This is a genomic window from Brevibacillus sp. NRS-1366 (assembly GCF_050467985.1).
Map to the genome: position 1 here is coordinate 52,182 of NZ_JBITPN010000019.1, position 18,494 is coordinate 70,675.

At 43.2% G+C, this 18,494-nt stretch carries 18 protein-coding genes and 2 pseudogenes; 4 read left to right on the plus strand and 16 right to left on the minus strand.

What is annotated here, in order from left to right; genetic code table 11:
- Positions 1–409: 409 nt before the first annotated feature.
- From ACIFQN_RS12560 to ACIFQN_RS12575, 4 genes and pseudogenes are all read left to right on the plus strand, one after another.
- Positions 410–982, plus strand: a complete 573-nt coding sequence (locus tag ACIFQN_RS12560; RefSeq protein ID WP_429833377.1) for a helix-turn-helix domain-containing protein — start codon at positions 410–412, stop codon at positions 980–982.
- A gap of 244 nt (positions 983–1,226) precedes the next feature.
- Complete coding sequence (locus tag ACIFQN_RS12565) at positions 1,227–1,871, plus strand: FadR/GntR family transcriptional regulator (RefSeq protein ID WP_429833378.1); 645 nt, start codon at positions 1,227–1,229, stop codon at positions 1,869–1,871.
- Between the two features lie 41 nt (positions 1,872–1,912).
- Entirely contained in the window at positions 1,913–3,163 is a 1,251-nt protein-coding gene (locus tag ACIFQN_RS12570) for a CynX/NimT family MFS transporter (RefSeq protein WP_429833379.1), read from the plus strand.
- A gap of 27 nt (positions 3,164–3,190) precedes the next feature.
- Positions 3,191–3,295: pseudogene (locus tag ACIFQN_RS12575) on the plus strand (universal stress protein); the annotation flags it as partial.
- Positions 3,296–3,484: 189 nt separating this feature from the next.
- Here ACIFQN_RS12575 and ACIFQN_RS12580 read toward each other — a convergent pair.
- The 16 genes and pseudogenes from ACIFQN_RS12580 to ACIFQN_RS12655 all read right to left on the minus strand — a co-directional run bounded on the left by ACIFQN_RS12580 (position 3,485) and on the right by ACIFQN_RS12655 (position 18,435).
- Positions 3,485–4,186 (minus strand): isochorismatase family protein, encoded by a 702-nt coding sequence (locus ACIFQN_RS12580; RefSeq protein WP_429833380.1) that lies wholly within the window; start codon positions 4,184–4,186, stop codon positions 3,485–3,487.
- A 57-nt stretch (positions 4,187–4,243) separates the two neighbouring features.
- The gene (locus ACIFQN_RS12585; protein WP_429833381.1) at positions 4,244–4,615 is read right to left on the minus strand and encodes a DsrE family protein; all 372 of its coding nucleotides are present in this window, start codon (positions 4,613–4,615) and stop codon (positions 4,244–4,246) included.
- Positions 4,616–4,677: 62 nt separating this feature from the next.
- The gene (locus ACIFQN_RS12590) at positions 4,678–5,433 is read right to left on the minus strand and encodes a maleate cis-trans isomerase family protein (RefSeq protein WP_429833382.1); all 756 of its coding nucleotides are present in this window, start codon (positions 5,431–5,433) and stop codon (positions 4,678–4,680) included.
- Between the two features lie 43 nt (positions 5,434–5,476).
- Positions 5,477–5,959 (minus strand): aromatic-ring-hydroxylating dioxygenase subunit beta, encoded by a 483-nt coding sequence (locus ACIFQN_RS12595; RefSeq protein ID WP_429833383.1) that lies wholly within the window; start codon positions 5,957–5,959, stop codon positions 5,477–5,479.
- Positions 5,960–5,998: 39 nt separating this feature from the next.
- Positions 5,999–7,150 carry an aromatic ring-hydroxylating oxygenase subunit alpha gene (locus tag ACIFQN_RS12600; RefSeq protein ID WP_429833384.1) on the minus strand — a complete coding sequence of 384 codons (1,152 nt, stop codon included), beginning with the start codon at positions 7,148–7,150 and terminating at the stop codon, positions 5,999–6,001.
- Positions 7,151–7,173: 23 nt separating this feature from the next.
- On the minus strand, positions 7,174–8,256 hold the full coding sequence (locus tag ACIFQN_RS12605) for a zinc-dependent alcohol dehydrogenase (protein WP_429833385.1): 1,083 nt from the start codon (positions 8,254–8,256) through the stop codon (positions 7,174–7,176).
- A gap of 25 nt (positions 8,257–8,281) precedes the next feature.
- Complete coding sequence (locus ACIFQN_RS12610) at positions 8,282–8,506, minus strand: hypothetical protein (protein ID WP_429833386.1); 225 nt, start codon at positions 8,504–8,506, stop codon at positions 8,282–8,284.
- 29 nt (positions 8,507–8,535) lie between these two features.
- Entirely contained in the window at positions 8,536–9,348 is an 813-nt protein-coding gene (locus ACIFQN_RS12615) for a DUF3891 family protein (protein WP_429833387.1), read from the minus strand.
- Between the two features lie 14 nt (positions 9,349–9,362).
- A pseudogene (locus tag ACIFQN_RS12620) lies at positions 9,363–10,553 on the minus strand (NAD(P)-dependent malic enzyme); the annotation flags it as partial.
- A gap of 442 nt (positions 10,554–10,995) precedes the next feature.
- The gene (locus ACIFQN_RS12625) at positions 10,996–12,342 is read right to left on the minus strand and encodes an MFS transporter (RefSeq protein ID WP_429833388.1); all 1,347 of its coding nucleotides are present in this window, start codon (positions 12,340–12,342) and stop codon (positions 10,996–10,998) included.
- A 102-nt stretch (positions 12,343–12,444) separates the two neighbouring features.
- On the minus strand, positions 12,445–13,074 hold the full coding sequence (locus tag ACIFQN_RS12630; protein WP_429833389.1) for a nucleotidyltransferase family protein: 630 nt from the start codon (positions 13,072–13,074) through the stop codon (positions 12,445–12,447).
- Positions 13,067–14,116, minus strand: coding sequence for an XdhC family protein (locus ACIFQN_RS12635; RefSeq protein ID WP_429833390.1), 1,050 nt, complete (start codon positions 14,114–14,116; stop codon positions 13,067–13,069). The genes ACIFQN_RS12630 and ACIFQN_RS12635 overlap by 8 nt, the downstream gene beginning before the upstream one ends.
- A gap of 90 nt (positions 14,117–14,206) precedes the next feature.
- The gene (locus ACIFQN_RS12640; RefSeq protein ID WP_429833391.1) at positions 14,207–16,579 is read right to left on the minus strand and encodes a xanthine dehydrogenase family protein molybdopterin-binding subunit; all 2,373 of its coding nucleotides are present in this window, start codon (positions 16,577–16,579) and stop codon (positions 14,207–14,209) included.
- Between the two features lie 4 nt (positions 16,580–16,583).
- Positions 16,584–17,066 carry a (2Fe-2S)-binding protein gene (locus ACIFQN_RS12645; RefSeq protein ID WP_429833392.1) on the minus strand — a complete coding sequence of 161 codons (483 nt, stop codon included), beginning with the start codon at positions 17,064–17,066 and terminating at the stop codon, positions 16,584–16,586.
- Complete coding sequence (locus ACIFQN_RS12650) at positions 17,063–17,944, minus strand: FAD binding domain-containing protein (protein ID WP_429833393.1); 882 nt, start codon at positions 17,942–17,944, stop codon at positions 17,063–17,065. Before ACIFQN_RS12650 ends, ACIFQN_RS12645 begins: the two co-directional genes overlap by 4 nt.
- Before the next feature lie 44 nt (positions 17,945–17,988).
- Entirely contained in the window at positions 17,989–18,435 is a 447-nt protein-coding gene (locus ACIFQN_RS12655) for an SRPBCC family protein (protein ID WP_429833394.1), read from the minus strand.
- Between the last annotated feature and the right edge of the window lie 59 nt (positions 18,436–18,494).

The window sequence follows — 18,494 nt, forward strand, 5'->3', positions numbered from 1 at the left end:
AACCGTGGTCTTCCTGTGAATGACCGATGCTTTTCTGACAAAAAATTATTCACACTTTCTTCCCCTTGCTGATCGTCTCCCAAAACGCTTGATAAAACGATTGGTCATGGAAACCAGACTGGATGATGCGATGAGTTTTTCGATGGACGACTCTTTTCTCCCCCACATTCAGAATCAGCACGGCCTTACAGAAAGTTATCAAGTATTCTTTGTACCCTCAAATGGGCATTCTTGTTCGGTTCTCTCCTCACTTCTTGCAATTCTTTTCCGCACCGGAACTTGCTCCGGAAGAAACGCACGTTCAGAAACCCACCAAAGGATATTATGATATATTTTTAAAATTAAAAAGTATGGTATAATTCACTTTCATATTATATGACTTAAGTTTACTTGAAAGGAGAGGTATGCAATGAATATGGAATCTGATGATCCTAAGCATGTCGTTTTACAGGTTGGGGCAGTGCTAAAAAGGCTTCGTAAAGAAAGACAACTAAGTCTTGAAGACTTATCAGAACTAACAAGTGTAAGTAAACTGACTCTTGGTAATATTGAGCGAGGGGAAACAAACCCAACAATTGGAATGATGTGGAAAATTTCGAAAGGGTTATCTTTACCACTCATGGCGTTATTCTCGTCTGAAAGCAATGTGAATCTCTCACGGTCAGGGAAGGGGTTTCGAATCGCTGGGGATCAAAAAACATGGATGATTGAACCTATTTTTCAAAATTCAAGTAATGAGATTTATGAAATGTGCCGTGCGTACTTACAACCCTGTAGCTCGTACCAGCCGGAAAAACATCACCAAAACACCACTGAAATTGTTACGGTTATGACAGGAACCATTACAATTAACGTTAATGATGAGTCTTACATTTTGCATCAGTATGATTCAATTAGTTTTCGCGCAGATGGTTTACACTCTTATACAAATCACTCCGACGATATAGTTGTTCTCCATATCTTTTTAAAATATCGAACCTGATATTCAATCCGCTTATTTCGTTGCCTGATTCACGTTCCCCCTCCGCTATCAACGATTCCCTGATTAAGCAACCCCGAGCTCGGTACTAAACCGGGCTCAAATGATCACATGGAATAAAATTATTATCCCCGTCCAAGTAATGGACAAGACACAAAATATATAGTATAGTTACTTTTGTGGTCGAAAAAGTATATTATAATATACTAAAAACATGTCAAAACATCCCTTGTTAGGAGGTACAAGCTTGAAGCAATTACAAAAGATAAATCGATTTACATTGGTAGAATCCATTGTTTTTCAAATTCAAACCATAATTGAATCAGGGCAATGGCCAGTCGGTACGCGTATTCCGGCGGAACAGGAACTCGTAGCAGTGTTAGGTGTCAGTCGTAATACAATTAGAGAAGCCGTCAGAGTATTGGTGCATGCAGGACTATTAACTGCGAAACAGGGAGATGGCACCTATGTTTGTTCGTCAAATAGCCTAGGGGTAGTTCTCCAACGAAGAATAATGAAATCAACTATATTTGAGACATTGGAATTGCGGCATTCGCTGGAAAAACAAGCATACCAATTGGCATCTATCCGTCGAACAAATGAGGATATCGATGCAATGTTATTTCATCTCCACTCATGTGACGTTGCTGCCGAAGCAAAAGACATACACGCATTTTCGTTAGCGGATATTAAATTGCATCAAGCCATAGTGAAGGCAACACACAACGACATTTTTATTGAATTATACCACCTTATGACAGAAGCCTTAGAAATGAAAGTGAATAGCCCTGTGGAAATGATGACCCATACAAATTTTCACCAAAACGTTCTTCGAAGTATTGTGGAATCGATTATAGAAAAAAATTTTGCAAAACCATTTGAGCAACGGTAAGGATTTAAAAAATAGCTGCATCATAATCTGGAGGAAAAATCATGCGTTCACAAAACTATTACAGTAAAAAAAAGGAGCTTCATTCGAATCCACTTGTTCACAATCAAGCGGTTGCTTCGGTTCTCCTTTTAGGTATTATTTTTATTGCCGCTAATCTTCGAGCTCCTTTAACCTCAGTAGGACCTATAGTAGGTCTCATTCGGGACCAGATGCATATATCGAATACATTAGCCGGCATGATCACCACTCTGCCCCTGCTCGCCTTTGCATTCTTTTCACCTTTTGTCCCTAAATTAGGCAGGAGGTTCGGATTTGAACGAATTCTCCTGATCTCAATCATTTTCCTGACGCTTGGTATCATTTTACGCTCTCTATCGGGAGTTGCTAATTTATTTATTGGTACTGTTTTACTTGGCTTGGCTGTTTCCGTTTGCAATGTATTATTGCCCAGCTTAATAAAACGAGAATATCCCGAGCGAATTGGCGTAATGACAGGTGTGTACTCCATCTCTATGAATTTATTTGGAGCTATAGCCTCTGGAATCAGTGTACCAATCGCATTGCGTTTGGGATTTGGATGGCAAGGTGCACTGGGGATTTGGGGTATTCTAAGCTTCCTATCCATTTTGTTTTGGTTACCTCAATTGAAATGTCGCGATCGGCAAACGGCTACGTCCCATCATGCACAACCAGTCAACAAAACGGTAAACTTATGGCGCTCTCCATTAGCGTGGCAAGTAACCCTGTTTATGGGGCTACAGTCTATGGTATTTTATGTAATTATCGCATGGCTACCTGAAATTCTCAGTCAACAAGACATTAGCTCTGACCAATCAGGCTGGCTGCTCTCCATCATGCAGTTAGCCCTGCTCCCGTTTACCTTTATTGTTCCGATCATTGCTGGGCGCCTGTCCAGTCAACGGTCGTTAGTAACTATTACTTCTATTTTGTTGTTAACTGGTACCCTTGGATTACTCTACGGCAGTTCAAATCTGATCGTTCTGTGGATCATCATTTTAGGAATCGGAGGAGGTTTTGCCTTCAGTTTATCTATGATGTTTTTCGGCTTACGTACACAGAGTGCTCACGAAGCTGCTGAATTATCCGGTATGGCTCAATCCGTCGGATATCTGCTTGCTGCCATTGGTCCAACTCTTTTCGGATATTTGCATGATACAACTCATAGTTGGACTATTCCACTTCTAATATTGGTCGGTGCGTCATTCCTACTCTTACTTTTCGGTCTAGGTGCAGCAGGAGATCGTTATGTAGGCTCAACACAAAATAGATAATAACATCGTTTGAAAGGATGGTTCGAAATTGGCAGTCGAGGTCTTAGCGGAGTTAAAGAAATGATGCTGGGTAGTGTCAGCCATAAAGTTTCACAGTTATCTAAATGTCCAGTGCTAATCGTACGTTACTAATATAACGTTGGTCCGCCTTGTGAGGAAGGACAGCTCTTCAGTGGATTCGCCTGAGGGGCTGTCCTTTTCCTCTGTCAATTAGAACCTAAAGGGATGATTACCAATTATTAAAGCCGGTAATTCCTTAGCATAGGAAAAACCGGCGATTTAATTACTTGAAAGTGGCATGAGCTCCACCGACTTACATCGTTACACCCTCGCTGTCAATTCTTGAAGTTCTTTAATCACATCTTTAGTTGGAACGACATCAGCATATTTTTGCTGCATATCAAATAGGTTGATTGCATGCGATGCCAGACCACGATCAAACACACACTCTTCCGGAACAATAACTCGGTAGTTATAAGAAAAGGCATCGATAACAGAGGCTCGAATACATCCACTCGTTGTACAACCAGTGATAATGACACTGTCGATATCGTGGGCGGTCAAATAGGAAACCAAAGGGGTTCCAAAGAAGGCGCTTGGTTTCTTCTTGGAAATAACAACTTCTCCTTTAACAGGCTGTAATTCTTCTACTACCTGAGATCCCTTTTCACCTTCCAGCAAAGCAGGGTGATCGAATAGATTCCCTTTTACAGCAACCCGATCGTTAGAAGAGGTTTTGCTTCCTTCAATAATGGTGTAAAATACCGGGATTGCTGCAGCCCGCGAAGCATCCAACAACGTTTTTATATGATGAATCGCTGTCCAACTATCATCTCCGCAGCTAGTAGGATATTTCTTAATGGATTCCTCAATCGATTCAGGTCCATCCCCTGTAAATCCATACGTAACATCAACAATGATTGTGGCTGGCCTTTTCCCTATCCCAAACGCCTTTCCGAATCCCGCGCCTGAATAAACTTTCGTATCCCGTTCATCAAGATATTTATCCCAGATCCTGCTCATGCAATCATCTCTCCTCATTTATTCTGTAAATGACCCTACACCGGGAAACAAAGCCTCTTATCCGTAAGTAATCACCCGATCATGATCAACAGTGAGTTGAATGAGAATATTAGGTTCTGCCAGTTCAACTTCCTTGTCCTTTAATTCCTTTTCCGTCATTCCCCTGGCTCCGCACGAAATTCGCGATAAGTAAATCTTCCCCCCACCAGAAATAATCGCGTTATAGGACTCACGCAATGTGGTAACACCATCACCGACTCCGATCACACTATCCAAAATATCATCACGCATCAGTTGAACCGCGCTTCCCGCCAGAAACATCGATACGGAGTGCCCCTCTTTGATCGCTGTTTTCGCAATTAAAAATGCACGATCAGCTTGTGTTGGTGCTTCCGGCCCATGTGTCAAATGAATAAGTATTTTCGCCATAACATCCTCCTATATTTCAAGCAGGATCATAGATACATGATCCTGCCGATCGTTTCAGCTAATTAAAACCCTCTTGATAGGAGATGCCCTGCATTAGGTACAACCGGCTTTAGATCCAGGGATTTCAACAGTTTGTGCACCGTTGCAGTTGCCGCTGAGAGTACAGGCAGTTCAATCGCATTCTCAACTTTCTGAATCGCAGGCAAAGATTGCATCTGAACGCACGCTGACAAAACAACGGCATCAGCATTATTGGTATTTAAATCTTTCGCGATATCAACAAGTCGTAGAGGATCGAGTCGGCCAACTGCCAGATTATCAGAGACCTCCAAACTGATGGAATCTGTCACCTCGATACCCGTTGATTCAATATACTCAATCACTAAATTTGTTAACGATTTCATATAAGGCGTAATAATTGCCACTTTTTTTGCCTCAAGAGCGTTGATCCCCTCGATTAAAGCTCCTGCGCTACTAATGACGTTAGCTGCGCCCCCATTTTCTTTGACAACCTTGGATAAACGTTCTTCGGATACAGAATGATAACCCGGTCCCTGACACATAATCGCAACGAGGCAGGCGTAGGCAAGAGCATCACAGCGAGCATCAGACAGCTCTACTGCGCAGTTATCACTATCTGCATCCATCTGAGATAATTCTTCCTTTGTCACATGCATCATCCGCATGCGGCTGGAATGGAATGTAAATGTTTCATTCGGTTCAATTTGGGAGCGCCATTGCAGCATGGCAGGAATCTCTTTTTCCATTGTTGTATTTGAACTAGGTACAATTAAGCCGATACGATATTCTTTATTCATAACGATTCATCTCCTCTTTTTTTGTAGCGATATTTATTTTAAATCAAAGGATAAAACTAAGATTGCCGAGTGGTTCGCTGTTATTGAGCAGCTCAATCTTCTTGTAACTAATCTTCCAATTGTTTCCTTCCTGTTTCAGATGATGTTCATAGCGCCCGGCGTATATTGTCTGTGCGCCTCGACGTAATTCAGCTATCATAAAGTTTGAAGAAACAACTATTTTATCCCCTTGAAAATCGCTAATCCCTACATTCGTAATCAAATGGCACGTCCTCGATGGGGGTAATTGTGCAGGAGATTGTCCGCTCTGCAAGCGCCATATTCTCTCTTCCATACGCTCTCTGTCATCATAAATGATCGACACATGCTTCATCGGGTCATTATCGTAACCATTGCACGGAACCCAATACACGACGTCACTGGTCAGCAACCCCAGCCATTCATCCCACTTCCCTTGATCCAACAAGGCTGCTTCCTTATACAAAAACTCTTCTATCTGCTGTTTTTCGATTACTTTTGTTGTCACAAGTCTCTCCTCCTTCACCATTCTCCTCATGCATAATCGCTAAATTGTTACCAATTCTCTCCATTTCTTGTAAATTGCGCGAACAGAAACTTCATCACTTGAATTGCCACTTAATACACCGTTTTCATTCACTTCTTCCCGGTTCATGCCCCGGCTAATAATCAACCACTCTTCTCCTCCCGAGCGCAACCCTTCTCTTACCCGATCAAACGCGACTTCCAAATCATCTGGCGTTCCAAAACTGGCTGGGCCATAAAAACCTTCGTGCTTCCGCAAACGTGCGGCATTTTCCTCAAGAGTCGCATCCTTTAGCATCATTGGATACAGGGCTACTTCTGTGTAATCGACAGAAACCGGTTTAATCACACGCACTTGCGAGCCAACAAACGAAAGATTTGGGAAAATAATCAAATTAAACGGCAGAGCTCCAATCCCTAAATCATCTGCCAACTCATACAGGGAATGACCGTTTCCAAGATCCGAAACCTTTTCTTGTTTATGCATGCGTGCAAAATTCGTTTTTACTCCCTTTTTCTTGTCCTGAATGTCAAAAAACGTTTTGTGCACAAAGCTCAAATGATACGGATCAATTGTATTCTCTACCTGAAACTTCCAATTAGCGTGATACGCGTACTTTTGGGCTCCTGCCGTAAGTTCAATTCCCTGGTCGGCAATCATATCCAAATAAGGCCTTGCCAAACCAAGGTGCTCTTCTAGACTTGGTCCGTCTTCACTTAAGCTAGCAAAAATAAATCCTCTATAGCTCGCTATTCTCGGAACGCGGATTAGTCCCATTTTGCATCGGTCGAATTCTTCTCCGTACCCATCTTGGAACGGTGCCCCCACTAAATCTCCTGAATTGGTGTACGTCCATCCGTGGTATTGGCATCGAAAGAAATTGGCATTTCCTTTTTCATCTTGGCAAACACTAGCAGCTCTATGACGGCAGCGATTAAACATGACATAATACTCTCCATCATCTGCGCCGCGACTAACAATTACTGGATGCTGACCGATAACCGTCGTTTTATAATCCCCCTGATTTGCAACTTCACTTTCGTGAGCAACATAGACCCACGTTTTTTCGAAAATTTTATTCATTTCCAAGGTAAAAACATCTGGCTCGGTGTAAATCCGACCATTAATGGCTCCTTCTCTAATATATTGATTAATATCAAAATGAGTTTTCAATATCGTCACCTACTCTTCATGGTTTATTCATTAACAACAGCAACATGGATACAACCATCTTCCCCGTATGCATGTGTATGAACTGCTTTGGCTGTTTCTTCAACTGAAAACTTATGGGTAATGATTTTTTCCAACGGATATTTCCCTGATTCAATCAGCCGCAGCGCTACACCTACTGTCTGTTTGGGACGTCCCAATACGCCTTTGATCGTTAGCAATTTCCACGTAATTTTACTGCTCATGAGCTTATCGGCCAGGCGATGATCTGTGCCGGAATGAACAATCGTTCCATACAAACCGGCAATATCTACAGCCGTAACAATTTGCTGTGGAGCTGTAGCCGCATTAATCACGACATCGGCCATTTCTCCATCGGTCACTTCTTTAATTTCTTCGGCGATGTCTTGGGTATCTGCATGAAAGACGTGATCAGCACCCAGATCCTTTGCGATGTTCAAGCGGTGTTCATCTCGTGAAAGTCCTGTTACGATAATCTTGCCAGCTCCTGCCTCTTTGGCTCCAACGACAGCGCCAAGCCCCATTGGACCAGGACCTTGAATCACAACGGTATCGCCTACTTTGGCTTGCCCTACCTCTTGAACCCAGTGAATACCATTTGAGATTGGAATAAAGAGTTGAAGCAATTCCGCTGAAATATCAGAATTTACCTTATGAATAATCGCGCGGGGATGCAGATACATATATTCGGCAAATCCACCCCATAGGGCCGTTTTTGGATGGTTGACGGACATCGAACCGTACCGAAGATCAAAACACAATTGATATTGTCCTCTCAAGCATGCATCACATGTTCCACATGGAATATACTCTTCGACGACGATCCGATCACCCGCTTTCACTCCCCATCGCTTAGCCGCTCCTTCCCCAATGCTTTCAATTCGGCCTACAATTTCATGGCCAATCACATTCGGAATTTGATGTACGCCATTCCCTCCGAAAAGGTAGGCTTCACTATCAAATCCGCATACCCCGCATGCTTCCACATGCAATAGCCCATCGTTATGACTTGTTTCAGGTAATGGAAATTCCCGAATTTCAATTTGTTCCTTTCCCACAAGCACGGCTGCTTTTGCAGTTTTTGGCATCACTCATTCTCCTTCTTGTCCTCTTCTATACTGCTTTGACAGACCTTCTCCAACGGGTTAACGTAGGATTTAAGAGCTGTACTAAATCCTCATGCTGGCACCACGCCAGGCTTTCTAATTCCAAAGGATCAAGGTAGACTGTCTTGCCTGTGCGAATATCCTTTATCATCAACCGCACACCATTCGCTGATTGATCCAATTGAACGCAAACATGAGCAAATTCGCTTTTCAGCCTCATCGGCGTATTCATTGCGCTAGCCACTCCCTTTCATGAAATCCTTAACGAGCGGGAACAAACTTCCACAGCGCGGACTCCACTTCCGCTTCTTCTATTGCTTTACAAACCTCAGCATGGGATCCATAGCGAATATCCGGTATTTTCCGAAACATCACGGTTGTCTCCACTACATCCTCGAACGGGAAAGGATCCACTTCCACTACTCCGCCCCCACGGCCTTGAACCGAAAGCATAACTCCCGATCCATCCAACGTCATCCGTACAGGCCCCAATGTAAGCTGATCTGTCGTCGCTGGCGTCCGCATCGAAACATATTGGGAAAGACGATCCATGAGTTGAACCAGCTCGTAATCCATCCACAATTTATCTTCAAAACGGCTCCGAGGCTCATCTTTACTCCACAATTTCATTTTCAATTCAACCCATGCCTTTTGTTGTGCAATGATCGTTTCTTTCATAAAAGAGACCAAATCATCAGGAGTTTTATAAGTAAAGGAAGGATCATACCCGAAACGACTGGTATATAATCCAATCCAATGCATACCGACCAACAGACCAGCATATGGATCTTCTTCTTTTACCTGTTCGTATCCCTTACCATAAAAATCAACATGCTGACGCAGGTTTACATTGATAAACGGGATCGGCTGCCCGGTTACCTGATTGAATAGGACTTCTTTATCCGATTCAATCCAGCCAATGTCGTGCTTGGCTACCGCAAGACAAATGGAATCATAGGTTGCAGGACGTTCGAATTGTTCATTCCCCCAATAACGCATAACTTCTCCTGCCTGCAATGAATGGTCGTACTGATTCACAATGTGCAAACTTCCGCTATGCTTCGTAATAAACATGACCATCGCTCCCTTTATTTAATGCTGTGTTTAAACTCATTTGGAATGTGGCGGGCTACTCCTGTCTCAATTGCGGTATGGATAACTTTTTGCCTTACAAACTCCACAACCTGAGAATTAAATGCACTCGGAATGATGTATTGCTCACTCAACTCGTCATCACCGACAATTGAAGCAATGGCATAAGCTGCGGCAAGCTTCATCTCTTCGTTGATCGTGGTCGCTTGGCAATCCAGTGCTCCTTTAAAAATACCGGGAAAACAAAGAACGTTATTGATTTGATTCGGATAGTCAGAACGCCCCGTCGCCATAACCCGAACGTAGGGTGAAGCCTCTTCTGGATCAATTTCAGGTGTAGGATTGGCCATGGCGAAAACAATAGGATCCCTGGCCATTTTTTTCAGATCTTCAATGGTTAATGCTCCTGGGCCCGACAAACCGATAAATACATCCGCTCCTTCAATCACGTCAGACATGCTTCCTGATAGATTCTCAGGATTCGTATGTTCGGCATACCACCGATACATTGGATTCGAATAATTTTGTCCTTTGTGCAGTGCCCCAGCAGAACGTGTCACCCCAATGATGTTATTTACACCCGCGTTCATGAGAATTTTAGTGCAGGCGACGCCTGCGGCTCCCGCACCGCTAAAAACTACTTTTATGTCTTGCATACGCTTGCCTACCAGTTTCAAAGCGTTGATTAGACCAGCCATCATGACAACGGCAGTCCCATGCTGATCATCATGAAAAACCGGGATGGTTAATTCTTGCTTCAGACGTTCCTCAATTTCAAAACAACGAGGTGATGAAATATCTTCAAGATTGATTCCGCCAAATGCTGGAGCAATGGCTTTAATGATTGTAATGATTTCTTCCGTATCTTTTGTGTCAAGACAAAGCGGAAAAGAGTCGACACCGGCAAGTGATTTAAAAAGCATTGATTTTCCTTCCATTACCGGCATAGCTGCAAGCGGACCAATGTCTCCCAACCCGAGCACTGCCGTTCCATCTGAAATGACGGCAACTGTATTTCTCTTAATCGTAAGAGAAAATGCCTTAGCCGGATCTTCGTGTATCGCTGTGCAAACACGAGCTACTCCTGGTGTATAAACATGGGACAGATCATCATGATTTTTCACAGTCACTTTCGGTATAACTTCTAGCTTGCCGCCGTGATGCACAAAAAATGTTTGATCGGTTATTCCACCTGAATCTGTAAGGACTGGCGCAAGACTTTGGTATTCACTTTTTTTTCCATTCATAGAATTCCCCCCAAATCTATCCGAAAGTATGTTAGTTATTGATAACTATCAATAATAGTAAAAAAATTGGTTTATATACCTATAGTAACAGAGCCTCCTTTTTGACGTTAGTTAGTAATAACTAACATTTTGTGTTTCAAATATACTTCCTAAAATCCATTGTTGTCAATATATTTTTACAATTCACCGAATTACTCTTTATCAGGTCAGCCAAACTTTTCCTTTACAGCTGTTTTAACAACCCATGTTATTCCCTTGATAGGCAATCAATCATCTGAGAAGCCTACCGTTCTCATCTAACCTTCAATTGCCATTCCCTATCATTATAAAAGGGGAGGCTCTTATTTTTAGTCGGTTTTACTAAAACAAGAGCAGTCCCATCCTACTTAAATTGCCCTTTTGTTTCGGGTATTATCCAACTTCCGATAATATATAAAATAAAAATCCCTGCCAGAAAATAGCCTAGTGTAGCCGGAAGAGCTGAGACTGACCCGCTTGTCAAAGATACGAAGGTAGGCATCATACCTCCGACAGCAAAGCCGATATTCCAGCACAGGCCAGTCCCAGTTGAACGTACAGCAGTTGGAAACCGCTCATTTAAAAAGATGAGTGTGGGAGCATACGCTGCATTAGCCAGAAAAGTAAGCACGCAGGCATAAATTGTAATTTGAGTAATATCCGTTGCACCGGCCAATTTCATGTAAAAGAACGGTAGACCAACCATACAAAGAATACCAGTTACTATAAATGTTTTCTTCCGCCCAAGGAGATCGCTGAGATAACCAACAAGGGCAGTTGATATAATCACCACGATACTAATGATCATAAGAATCCTGGATGCTGTGCTGCTCGGTATCTCATTTACCACATGTAAAAAAGTAGGGAGATATCCAGTCGTCAGGTAATAAGCAGTTCCACCACCAGCCACGATCAAAAGATTAACCAGCATGGTAGAAAAATATTGACCAAAAACTGTGCGAATTGGCGACTTTTGCGGTTTGTTCGTAGCCTGTTTAGCTTTTTGAGCTTCCAACCATAACGGTGATTCGTCCAGTGATTTAAATATAAAAATGCCAAAAATGGAACTTAGAATTCCTGAAAAGAACATGATCCTCCATCCCCATTCATCGAATGCCTGCCCGGGGAAAGCCGAGGAAACGGCAAAGTATACGATGGAAGCAAAGAAAGAACCTAACCCTGCCCCTCCGCCGCCAACCAATCCTGACATAAGTCCACGCCACTTTGGTGGAACTGTCTCAGTCCCAATCGTATGTGTCGATGCAACGACACCGCCAACAAAAACACCTTGTATCAATCGTAAAAGCAAGAATAATACGGTGGCTGCAATCCCGATTTGCTCTACCGTCGGCAATGCTCCAAACAGGGCGGTTGCGATCCCTACACCAACGACTGCAATTATCATAGCTTTCTTTCTTCCATACCTATCCGCGTATGAGCCGAACACAGCAGAACCGATAGGGCGCATGAGCAAAGTTACGGCAAAAGAGCCATAAGTGGCTGCAAGTTGAAACATGGGATTTGTAGCTGGAAAAAACAGTTTTCCTACTGTGGGTGCAACAAATAGAAGAATAAAAAGGTCAAACAGATCAAACGACCATCCCAAAAGGGAAGCAACGGTGGCATTTACAACTTGCCGTCGATTAGCTTTCCCGGGTACGCTATTGCTGCAAACCTCTTCGTTTACAGGCAACTCTGATTTTACTGACATATATCGTTCCCCTCTCCGTAAACATAAGATGTCCTTACCATTCCAAATATTCAGAAATATATTAGCAAAAAAATTGCAACGCACAGTGCATAAAGGTTGATTTCAATTACACTCATCCGTCCGAATCATTGAAAAGAATTCGTTCATCTTCAAATAATCTTCGGGAGTATCTACATCTCTCCCCCAAAACGAATGAGAAAAGGAAACGACCTTCATTCGTTTTGGAAAACGTTTGATTATAGAGCGTCCGCCTTCATCTCCATCTATCTCTAAAAAAAACTTGTACAAGGAGGCGTCAAACAAGATCGGATGTCCTAGCTCTCCGGCATACTGGGGACGAATAATCCGGACTCCCATTGACCGATGTAATTCATAGACACGGATTAATTCTTTGATCACATGAACTGGCACATACGGCTGATCGGCAAGAAACACCAGCATTCCCTCCGTCCGATCAGCAATCGATCGAACTCCCCGTTTTAAAGAGGATGCCATTCCCTCCTGATAAAAAGGGGTCGCCACGACCTCCACATTAGGCAAGTCTTTTGTATATTTATGAAATTCTTCCGTATGGCTTCCACCAACTACTACGATTGGTTTTAGTTCTGAACCAACTGCAGCGTCCACTGCATATCGAAAGAGGGGCTTCCCCTTCAAAGGCAATAAAAGCTTAGGCTGCCCCATCCGCTTTGACATTCCCGCCGCTAAAATCACCGCACCGATTTTAGACATGAATCTTTTCTCTTCCATGTAAGGACAATGCATCCCTTTTGCTTCGTGTTACCATAAGTTCAGACACGATACTGATGGCAACCTCATCAATGGTTTCTGCGGCTAAATCCAACCCGATCGGCGCGTGAATCGGTCCATCCGATAAAGCAAAGCCAATATTGGAGAGCATCTCCTTTGTCCTCGATAATGGGCCCAATACGCCTATATAGCGAGGGTTGCTTTTTATAGCCACTTTTAATGACTCTTCATCACGTTTTTGATAATGATTCATGATTACCCAGCATGCGCCGGATAGCTCTGAATAGTCTACCAATGAAGGTTCCTTCACCATGTGCGATGCAACAGGAAAACGCCTGTGATCATTAAACTCGCTTCTCGGGTCCAGGACAGTCACAGAAAATCCGACAGTATGTGCCAGTTGAACGACAGGTACAGCATCGTGACCGGCACCTGCCACAATCAATCGCTCACTGGGACGAACCGTATCGATCACATACTGTCGGCCATGTATTTGCATGACTTGAGCTCTTGTACGCTGCTCGGCCTCCATAACCGTATGTCGTCGAACCTCTTCTGGAAGTTCTGCAACCTCTCCCCACATATTTCCATCTTGATCGAATAATACTCGGAGACCTGTTGGAACTTCTAGCACGAAGGAGAATGGTTGATCTGAAGCAGCTGCTTCCATCATCTTTCTCCAAAAAATGTCCTGTTCATCTATAGGTAAAACGAGAATTTTTAATGAACCTTTGCAGCCAATTCCCAATCCCCAAAGGTCATTTTCACTAAGGTTATATTCACGAAGAATAGGCGTTTGCTCACTCATAGCCCTCTCTGCCCATCCAAATAAATCGCTTTCCAAACATCCGCCACTTAACATACCGAACATTTGGCCATCCGCTGCCATCATCATCTTGGTTCCGGGCTGTCGATACGCAGAACCACGTACTTCCGTAATCATCAACAAGGCTGTCTGCTGCCCTCGTGCCCAAGCCTGCCGAATGTGATGAAATATATCTCGCATTTCTTGCATACGGGACATATGCGCTCACCCCTCAACCTCAATCTAATGGAAATTATCGTTCTAGAAATGTCAGGAAGCTCTCCTTCTCCCTGACATTTCTGACTATCTTCACACAACCAACTTATCTTCGTTTTTTTCGGCTTCCAAGATCAGCTGACGAAGTCGATATGGACTGATCGGCAAGTCATTAATACAAATGGTGAGTGGTCGCATGGCATCAATTACAGCATTTGCGATAGCAGCGGGAGGGGATATCGCTCCACCTTCACCTACCCCTTTTATTCCCATTGGGTTTCTCTTTGATAGAGATTCCTGATGTCCCATTTCAACTACAGGAATTTCCATCGATGTCGGGAGCAAGTAATCCATATAGGTACCTGTAAGCAATTGTCCACTCTCGTTATACACAATTTCTTCATATAAAGCCCCGCCAATTCCTTGCGCAACTCCACCTTGAATTTGGCCGTCAACAATCATCGGATTCAAAACTTTTCCACAATCATGAACAACAATGTATCGAAGGATATCAACAAAGCCAGTAGATTTATCTACTTCTACTAGTGCGATATGGAATCCGGACGAGAAAGTCACCGTTGGGGGTACAAAATAATGCGAAACTTCTGCGCCTGGCTCCATTCCCTTTGGAACTTTGCTGCGCGGACCTGGTCTTGCCGCTAACGCAATTTCTTTTAATGTAACAAATCGTTCAGGGAGTTCACGATGATACACCTTGCCGTCATTCATTTCAAGATCTGCAGGAGCCACTTCAAGCATCTCCCCTGCTATCGCCAACAACTTCTCACGCAACCGTTCTGAAGCTATTTGCACCGCGGATCCAGCAGTGACCGCACCGCGGCTAGCGAATGTTCCAGTGCCATATTGCAATAATCCCGTGTCCCCTGCCTTTACCGTCACTTGTTCAGGATTTACATTAAATTCATCAGCACAGATTTGTGACAACGTCGTTTCATGACTTTGACCATGGGGACTTGAACCAACATGTGCAATAATATGCCCTGTGGAATCCAGACGGACCATTGCACCTTCATGCGGACCGATGCCTGTTCCTTCTATATAGGAAGAAATCCCGATTCCGATATACTTGCCTTGTTGCTTCATTTCTGCCTGCTGTTTACGGAACTCTTCATAGCCGACAATTTCCAATGCTTTTTTCAAACCTGCGGGATAATCACCGCTATCATAAATAAGCTCTGCGCCGTCCCGATAATACATATTTTGGTCATATGGCATCTCTTCCGGCTGAATCATATTTTTTATCATGACCTCAACAGGGTCCATCTGTAATTTTTCAGCAATCATATCGATAATCCGATCCATTACAAAAACAACCTCAGGTCTTCCGGCCCCCCGATAGGGAACATTTGGCGTTTTATTGGTTAGTACAACCTGTCCCAAAATCTCGTAATTCAGAATTTTAAAAATCCCGCGAAGGTGTGCCGCACTATTGTACGCACAGCATAAAGCGAACGAATTGAAAGCTCCATTATCTTGTAAGAAACGATCCTTCAAGCCTAAAATGGTTCCATCCCCGCTAAAAGCAACTTCCACGTCATGAACCTGATCGCGGGAATGGCGTGTGCTTTGAAGATGCTCTAGGCGATCTTCAATCCATCTTACAGGCTTTTTTAATTTCATTGAAAGATAAGGAATCAACATTTCTTCAGGATAAACGGAACATTTCGGACCAAAACCTCCACCAACTTCCGGTGCAATAACGCGAATGTTATTTTCGATCAAGCCGACTAGTAAAGATAAATATTTTCGAACCATAAAAGGAACTTGTGTCGATGACCAAACTTGCATTTCACCATGCCGCGGCTCATAAGTCGCTAACACCCCGCGAGTCTCCAGAGGATTCCCAGAAACCCTGGGCGTTTTTATACGAGCCTTTATCATATGATCCGCTTTTGCAAACGCTTCTTTACAATCGCCAGTCGAGAGTTGAAAATGAGCTTGCACGTTGTTTCCCAGATCCGGGTGAATAATAATGGTATCTTCTTCTATTGCTTGGTACGGGTCAGTAACAACAGGAAGAGGTTCATATTCGATTTTGATTAAATCCGCAACATCTTCTGCGGTATATCTATCTTCTGCTACGACAATGGCAATAGGCTGTCCCATATAAAATACACGATCTTTTGCTAGAAGATACTCAGGACATGTTTTAATAATAGGTTGGATTGATTTTTCAAGAGCTTCAGGTATTGTGAATTCTGTAAAAACGGTGAATGGCTCTACTTCCCCTTCAATATCTTCCGCTGTAATGACGGCGTACACACCTTCCATCGCTTTTGCTCCAGACGTATCAATGCTTTTGATGATGGCATGTGCATGGGTACTACGCACGAAAGTTGCTTCTACCATACCTGCCAGTTTGATATCAGCTACAAACTGACCTGTTCCAGTAAGCAAACGATAATCTTCTTTCCGTTTTACATTTTGCCCAACATACTTCGCCATTGGTTCAGCCTCCTATTTTCGAAAAATGAGAAGCTTGTTTTACGGCCTTAATAATATTGGCATATCCAGTACATCTGCATAAATTACCGGAAATCGCTTCTCTAATCTCCTCTTCGTTCGGATTCGGGTTTTCCTTTAGATAGCTGACCAGCGTCATAAGAAAACCTGGCGTACAAAATCCACATTGTAGTGCATGATGATCCGCAAAGGCTTGCTGAAGAGGATGAAGCTCTCCACCTTCAGCGACTAGCGATTCAACAGTTTCTACTTTACATCCATCTGCTTGCACAGCTAACATTAGGCATGAGCGAACAGGCTCATCATTTAACAATACCGTACATGCACCACAAACCCCATGTTCACAACCAACATGCGTTCCTGTCAGCCCCAACTTTTCACGGATAAAATCGGATAAGAGAAGGCGGGGTTCCACTTCTTCATTGATAACGCTTCCATTCACATGTAAAGAAATCGTTCCCTTGGTCATATTCTTGTACACTCCTTTGACCGATCCACAGCTAGCTTTAAGGCGCGCAATGTCATAACTCCCGTCAATTCCCTACGATAATCTGCTGAAGCGTGCATATCACCGTCAGGTTCTACACTTTCCGCAGCCATATCACTTGCTTCCTTCAGTACCTCATCAGTTGGACTTTTCCCAATCAGGAATTCCTCAGCTGGTTCTACTGCACATGGAACAGGGCTGGCACCACCTACAGCAATCCTTGCAAAAGATATTTCTCCCTTCTCATCCAGGTCTACGACCGCTGCAACTTCAACAATCCCAAAGTCGCCATGCCTTCTGGCAACTTCAACAAAGGCTGAACCGCTTGAAGGATTTAAAACAGGAAATCTAACTTCTTTTACCATTTGATCCGGCTGGAGTGAAGTTAACAAATAGGTGAGGAAAAATTCTTCGGGACTTACGATTTCTTCCCCACTTGTACTTGCGATGACAATTTCTCCCCGTAACGCAGTGATTACACACGGCAGCTCTGCTGAAGGGTCAGCATGAGCGATACTTCCGCCAATCGTTCCCCTATTCCGAATTTGCGCGTGACCTACCCAGTGAATCGCTTCAGATAGTAAGGGGCACTTCTCTCTAATGATTTGCGATTTTTCAACGTCAACATGTCTTGTTAAAGCGCCTATGGCAATGTATCCATCCTCTTCGCGTATATAATTGAGCCCTTCGACTTTTCCTATATCAATTAAATATTTGGGTGTCGAAAGTCTCATATTCAGGACAGGAATTAAACTCTGTCCTCCCGACAAAATCTTCGCTTCCTCTCCATATTCCTCCAAATATTGCAAGGTCTCTTCTACGCTTGTTGGACGAAGATAGTTAAACTTGAATGGTTTCATGAAGAACCTCCATAGAAATTAGAACTATCGTGCACGTATCTTCATCAGGCTACCGTATGCTTAAGTTGTTTTTCGATATCATTAAAGAATTTACCAGCCATGAATTTCGCAATCCCCCCTAATACCCGATTGCCGACACTTGCAATCATGCCTCCTACCTCGGCATTACACTCCCAGACCAATTTGCATCCATTTCCACTTGGGATCAATTTACAGTCCATTTCGGCTGAAACAAATCCAGGTTTACCGCTTCCTTCCGCTTTTAAAATATAATGAGCAGAAGGTTCAACATCCTCCAATTTAACTTTTCCAGTGTACTCGCCTTTTACTGCAGCCACTCCAAGCTTAAGAATCACATCATACTCTCCAACACCTGTAAGAACCAGGCCCTCGCAACCAGGTACAGCATTTTTTAAAATCTCCGGATTGTGCAGAGCGTCCCAAATTTTTTCGACAGGCTGTTTGAAACTAACTTCCCCTTTTAAGTTCATATCCGATTTCCTCCTCGTAAAAATATGAGCCCTGAAATGTTTGTTATTAATAACTAACA

What these genes read in the sequence shown, in the direction of transcription:
- ACIFQN_RS12590 (WP_429833382.1), bottom strand. Translation starts at nt 5,433, where the DNA reads ATGAATAAAGAATATCGTATCGGCTTAATTGTACCTAGTTCAAATACA.
- ACIFQN_RS12650 (WP_429833393.1), bottom strand. Translation starts at nt 17,944, where the DNA reads ATGAAACCATTCAAGTTTAACTATCTTCGTCCAACAAGCGTAGAAGAG.
- ACIFQN_RS12570 (WP_429833379.1), top strand. Translation starts at nt 1,913, where the DNA reads ATGCGTTCACAAAACTATTACAGTAAAAAAAAGGAGCTTCATTCGAAT.
- ACIFQN_RS12645 (WP_429833392.1), bottom strand. Translation starts at nt 17,066, where the DNA reads ATGACCAAGGGAACGATTTCTTTACATGTGAATGGAAGCGTTATCAAT.
- ACIFQN_RS12580 (WP_429833380.1), bottom strand. Translation starts at nt 4,186, where the DNA reads ATGAGCAGGATCTGGGATAAATATCTTGATGAACGGGATACGAAAGTT.
- ACIFQN_RS12585 (WP_429833381.1), bottom strand. Translation starts at nt 4,615, where the DNA reads ATGGCGAAAATACTTATTCATTTGACACATGGGCCGGAAGCACCAACA.
- ACIFQN_RS12640 (WP_429833391.1), bottom strand. Translation starts at nt 16,579, where the DNA reads ATGGCGAAGTATGTTGGGCAAAATGTAAAACGGAAAGAAGATTATCGT.
- ACIFQN_RS12625 (WP_429833388.1), bottom strand. Translation starts at nt 12,342, where the DNA reads ATGTCAGTAAAATCAGAGTTGCCTGTAAACGAAGAGGTTTGCAGCAAT.
- ACIFQN_RS12635 (WP_429833390.1), bottom strand. Translation starts at nt 14,116, where the DNA reads ATGTCCCGTATGCAAGAAATGCGAGATATATTTCATCACATTCGGCAG.
- ACIFQN_RS12630 (WP_429833389.1), bottom strand. Translation starts at nt 13,074, where the DNA reads ATGTCTAAAATCGGTGCGGTGATTTTAGCGGCGGGAATGTCAAAGCGG.
- ACIFQN_RS12605 (WP_429833385.1), bottom strand. Translation starts at nt 8,256, where the DNA reads ATGCCAAAAACTGCAAAAGCAGCCGTGCTTGTGGGAAAGGAACAAATT.
- ACIFQN_RS12615 (WP_429833387.1), bottom strand. Translation starts at nt 9,348, where the DNA reads ATGTTTATTACGAAGCATAGCGGAAGTTTGCACATTGTGAATCAGTAC.
- ACIFQN_RS12610 (WP_429833386.1), bottom strand. Translation starts at nt 8,506, where the DNA reads ATGAATACGCCGATGAGGCTGAAAAGCGAATTTGCTCATGTTTGCGTT.
- ACIFQN_RS12655 (WP_429833394.1), bottom strand. Translation starts at nt 18,435, where the DNA reads ATGAACTTAAAAGGGGAAGTTAGTTTCAAACAGCCTGTCGAAAAAATT.
- ACIFQN_RS12560 (WP_429833377.1), top strand. Translation starts at nt 410, where the DNA reads ATGAATATGGAATCTGATGATCCTAAGCATGTCGTTTTACAGGTTGGG.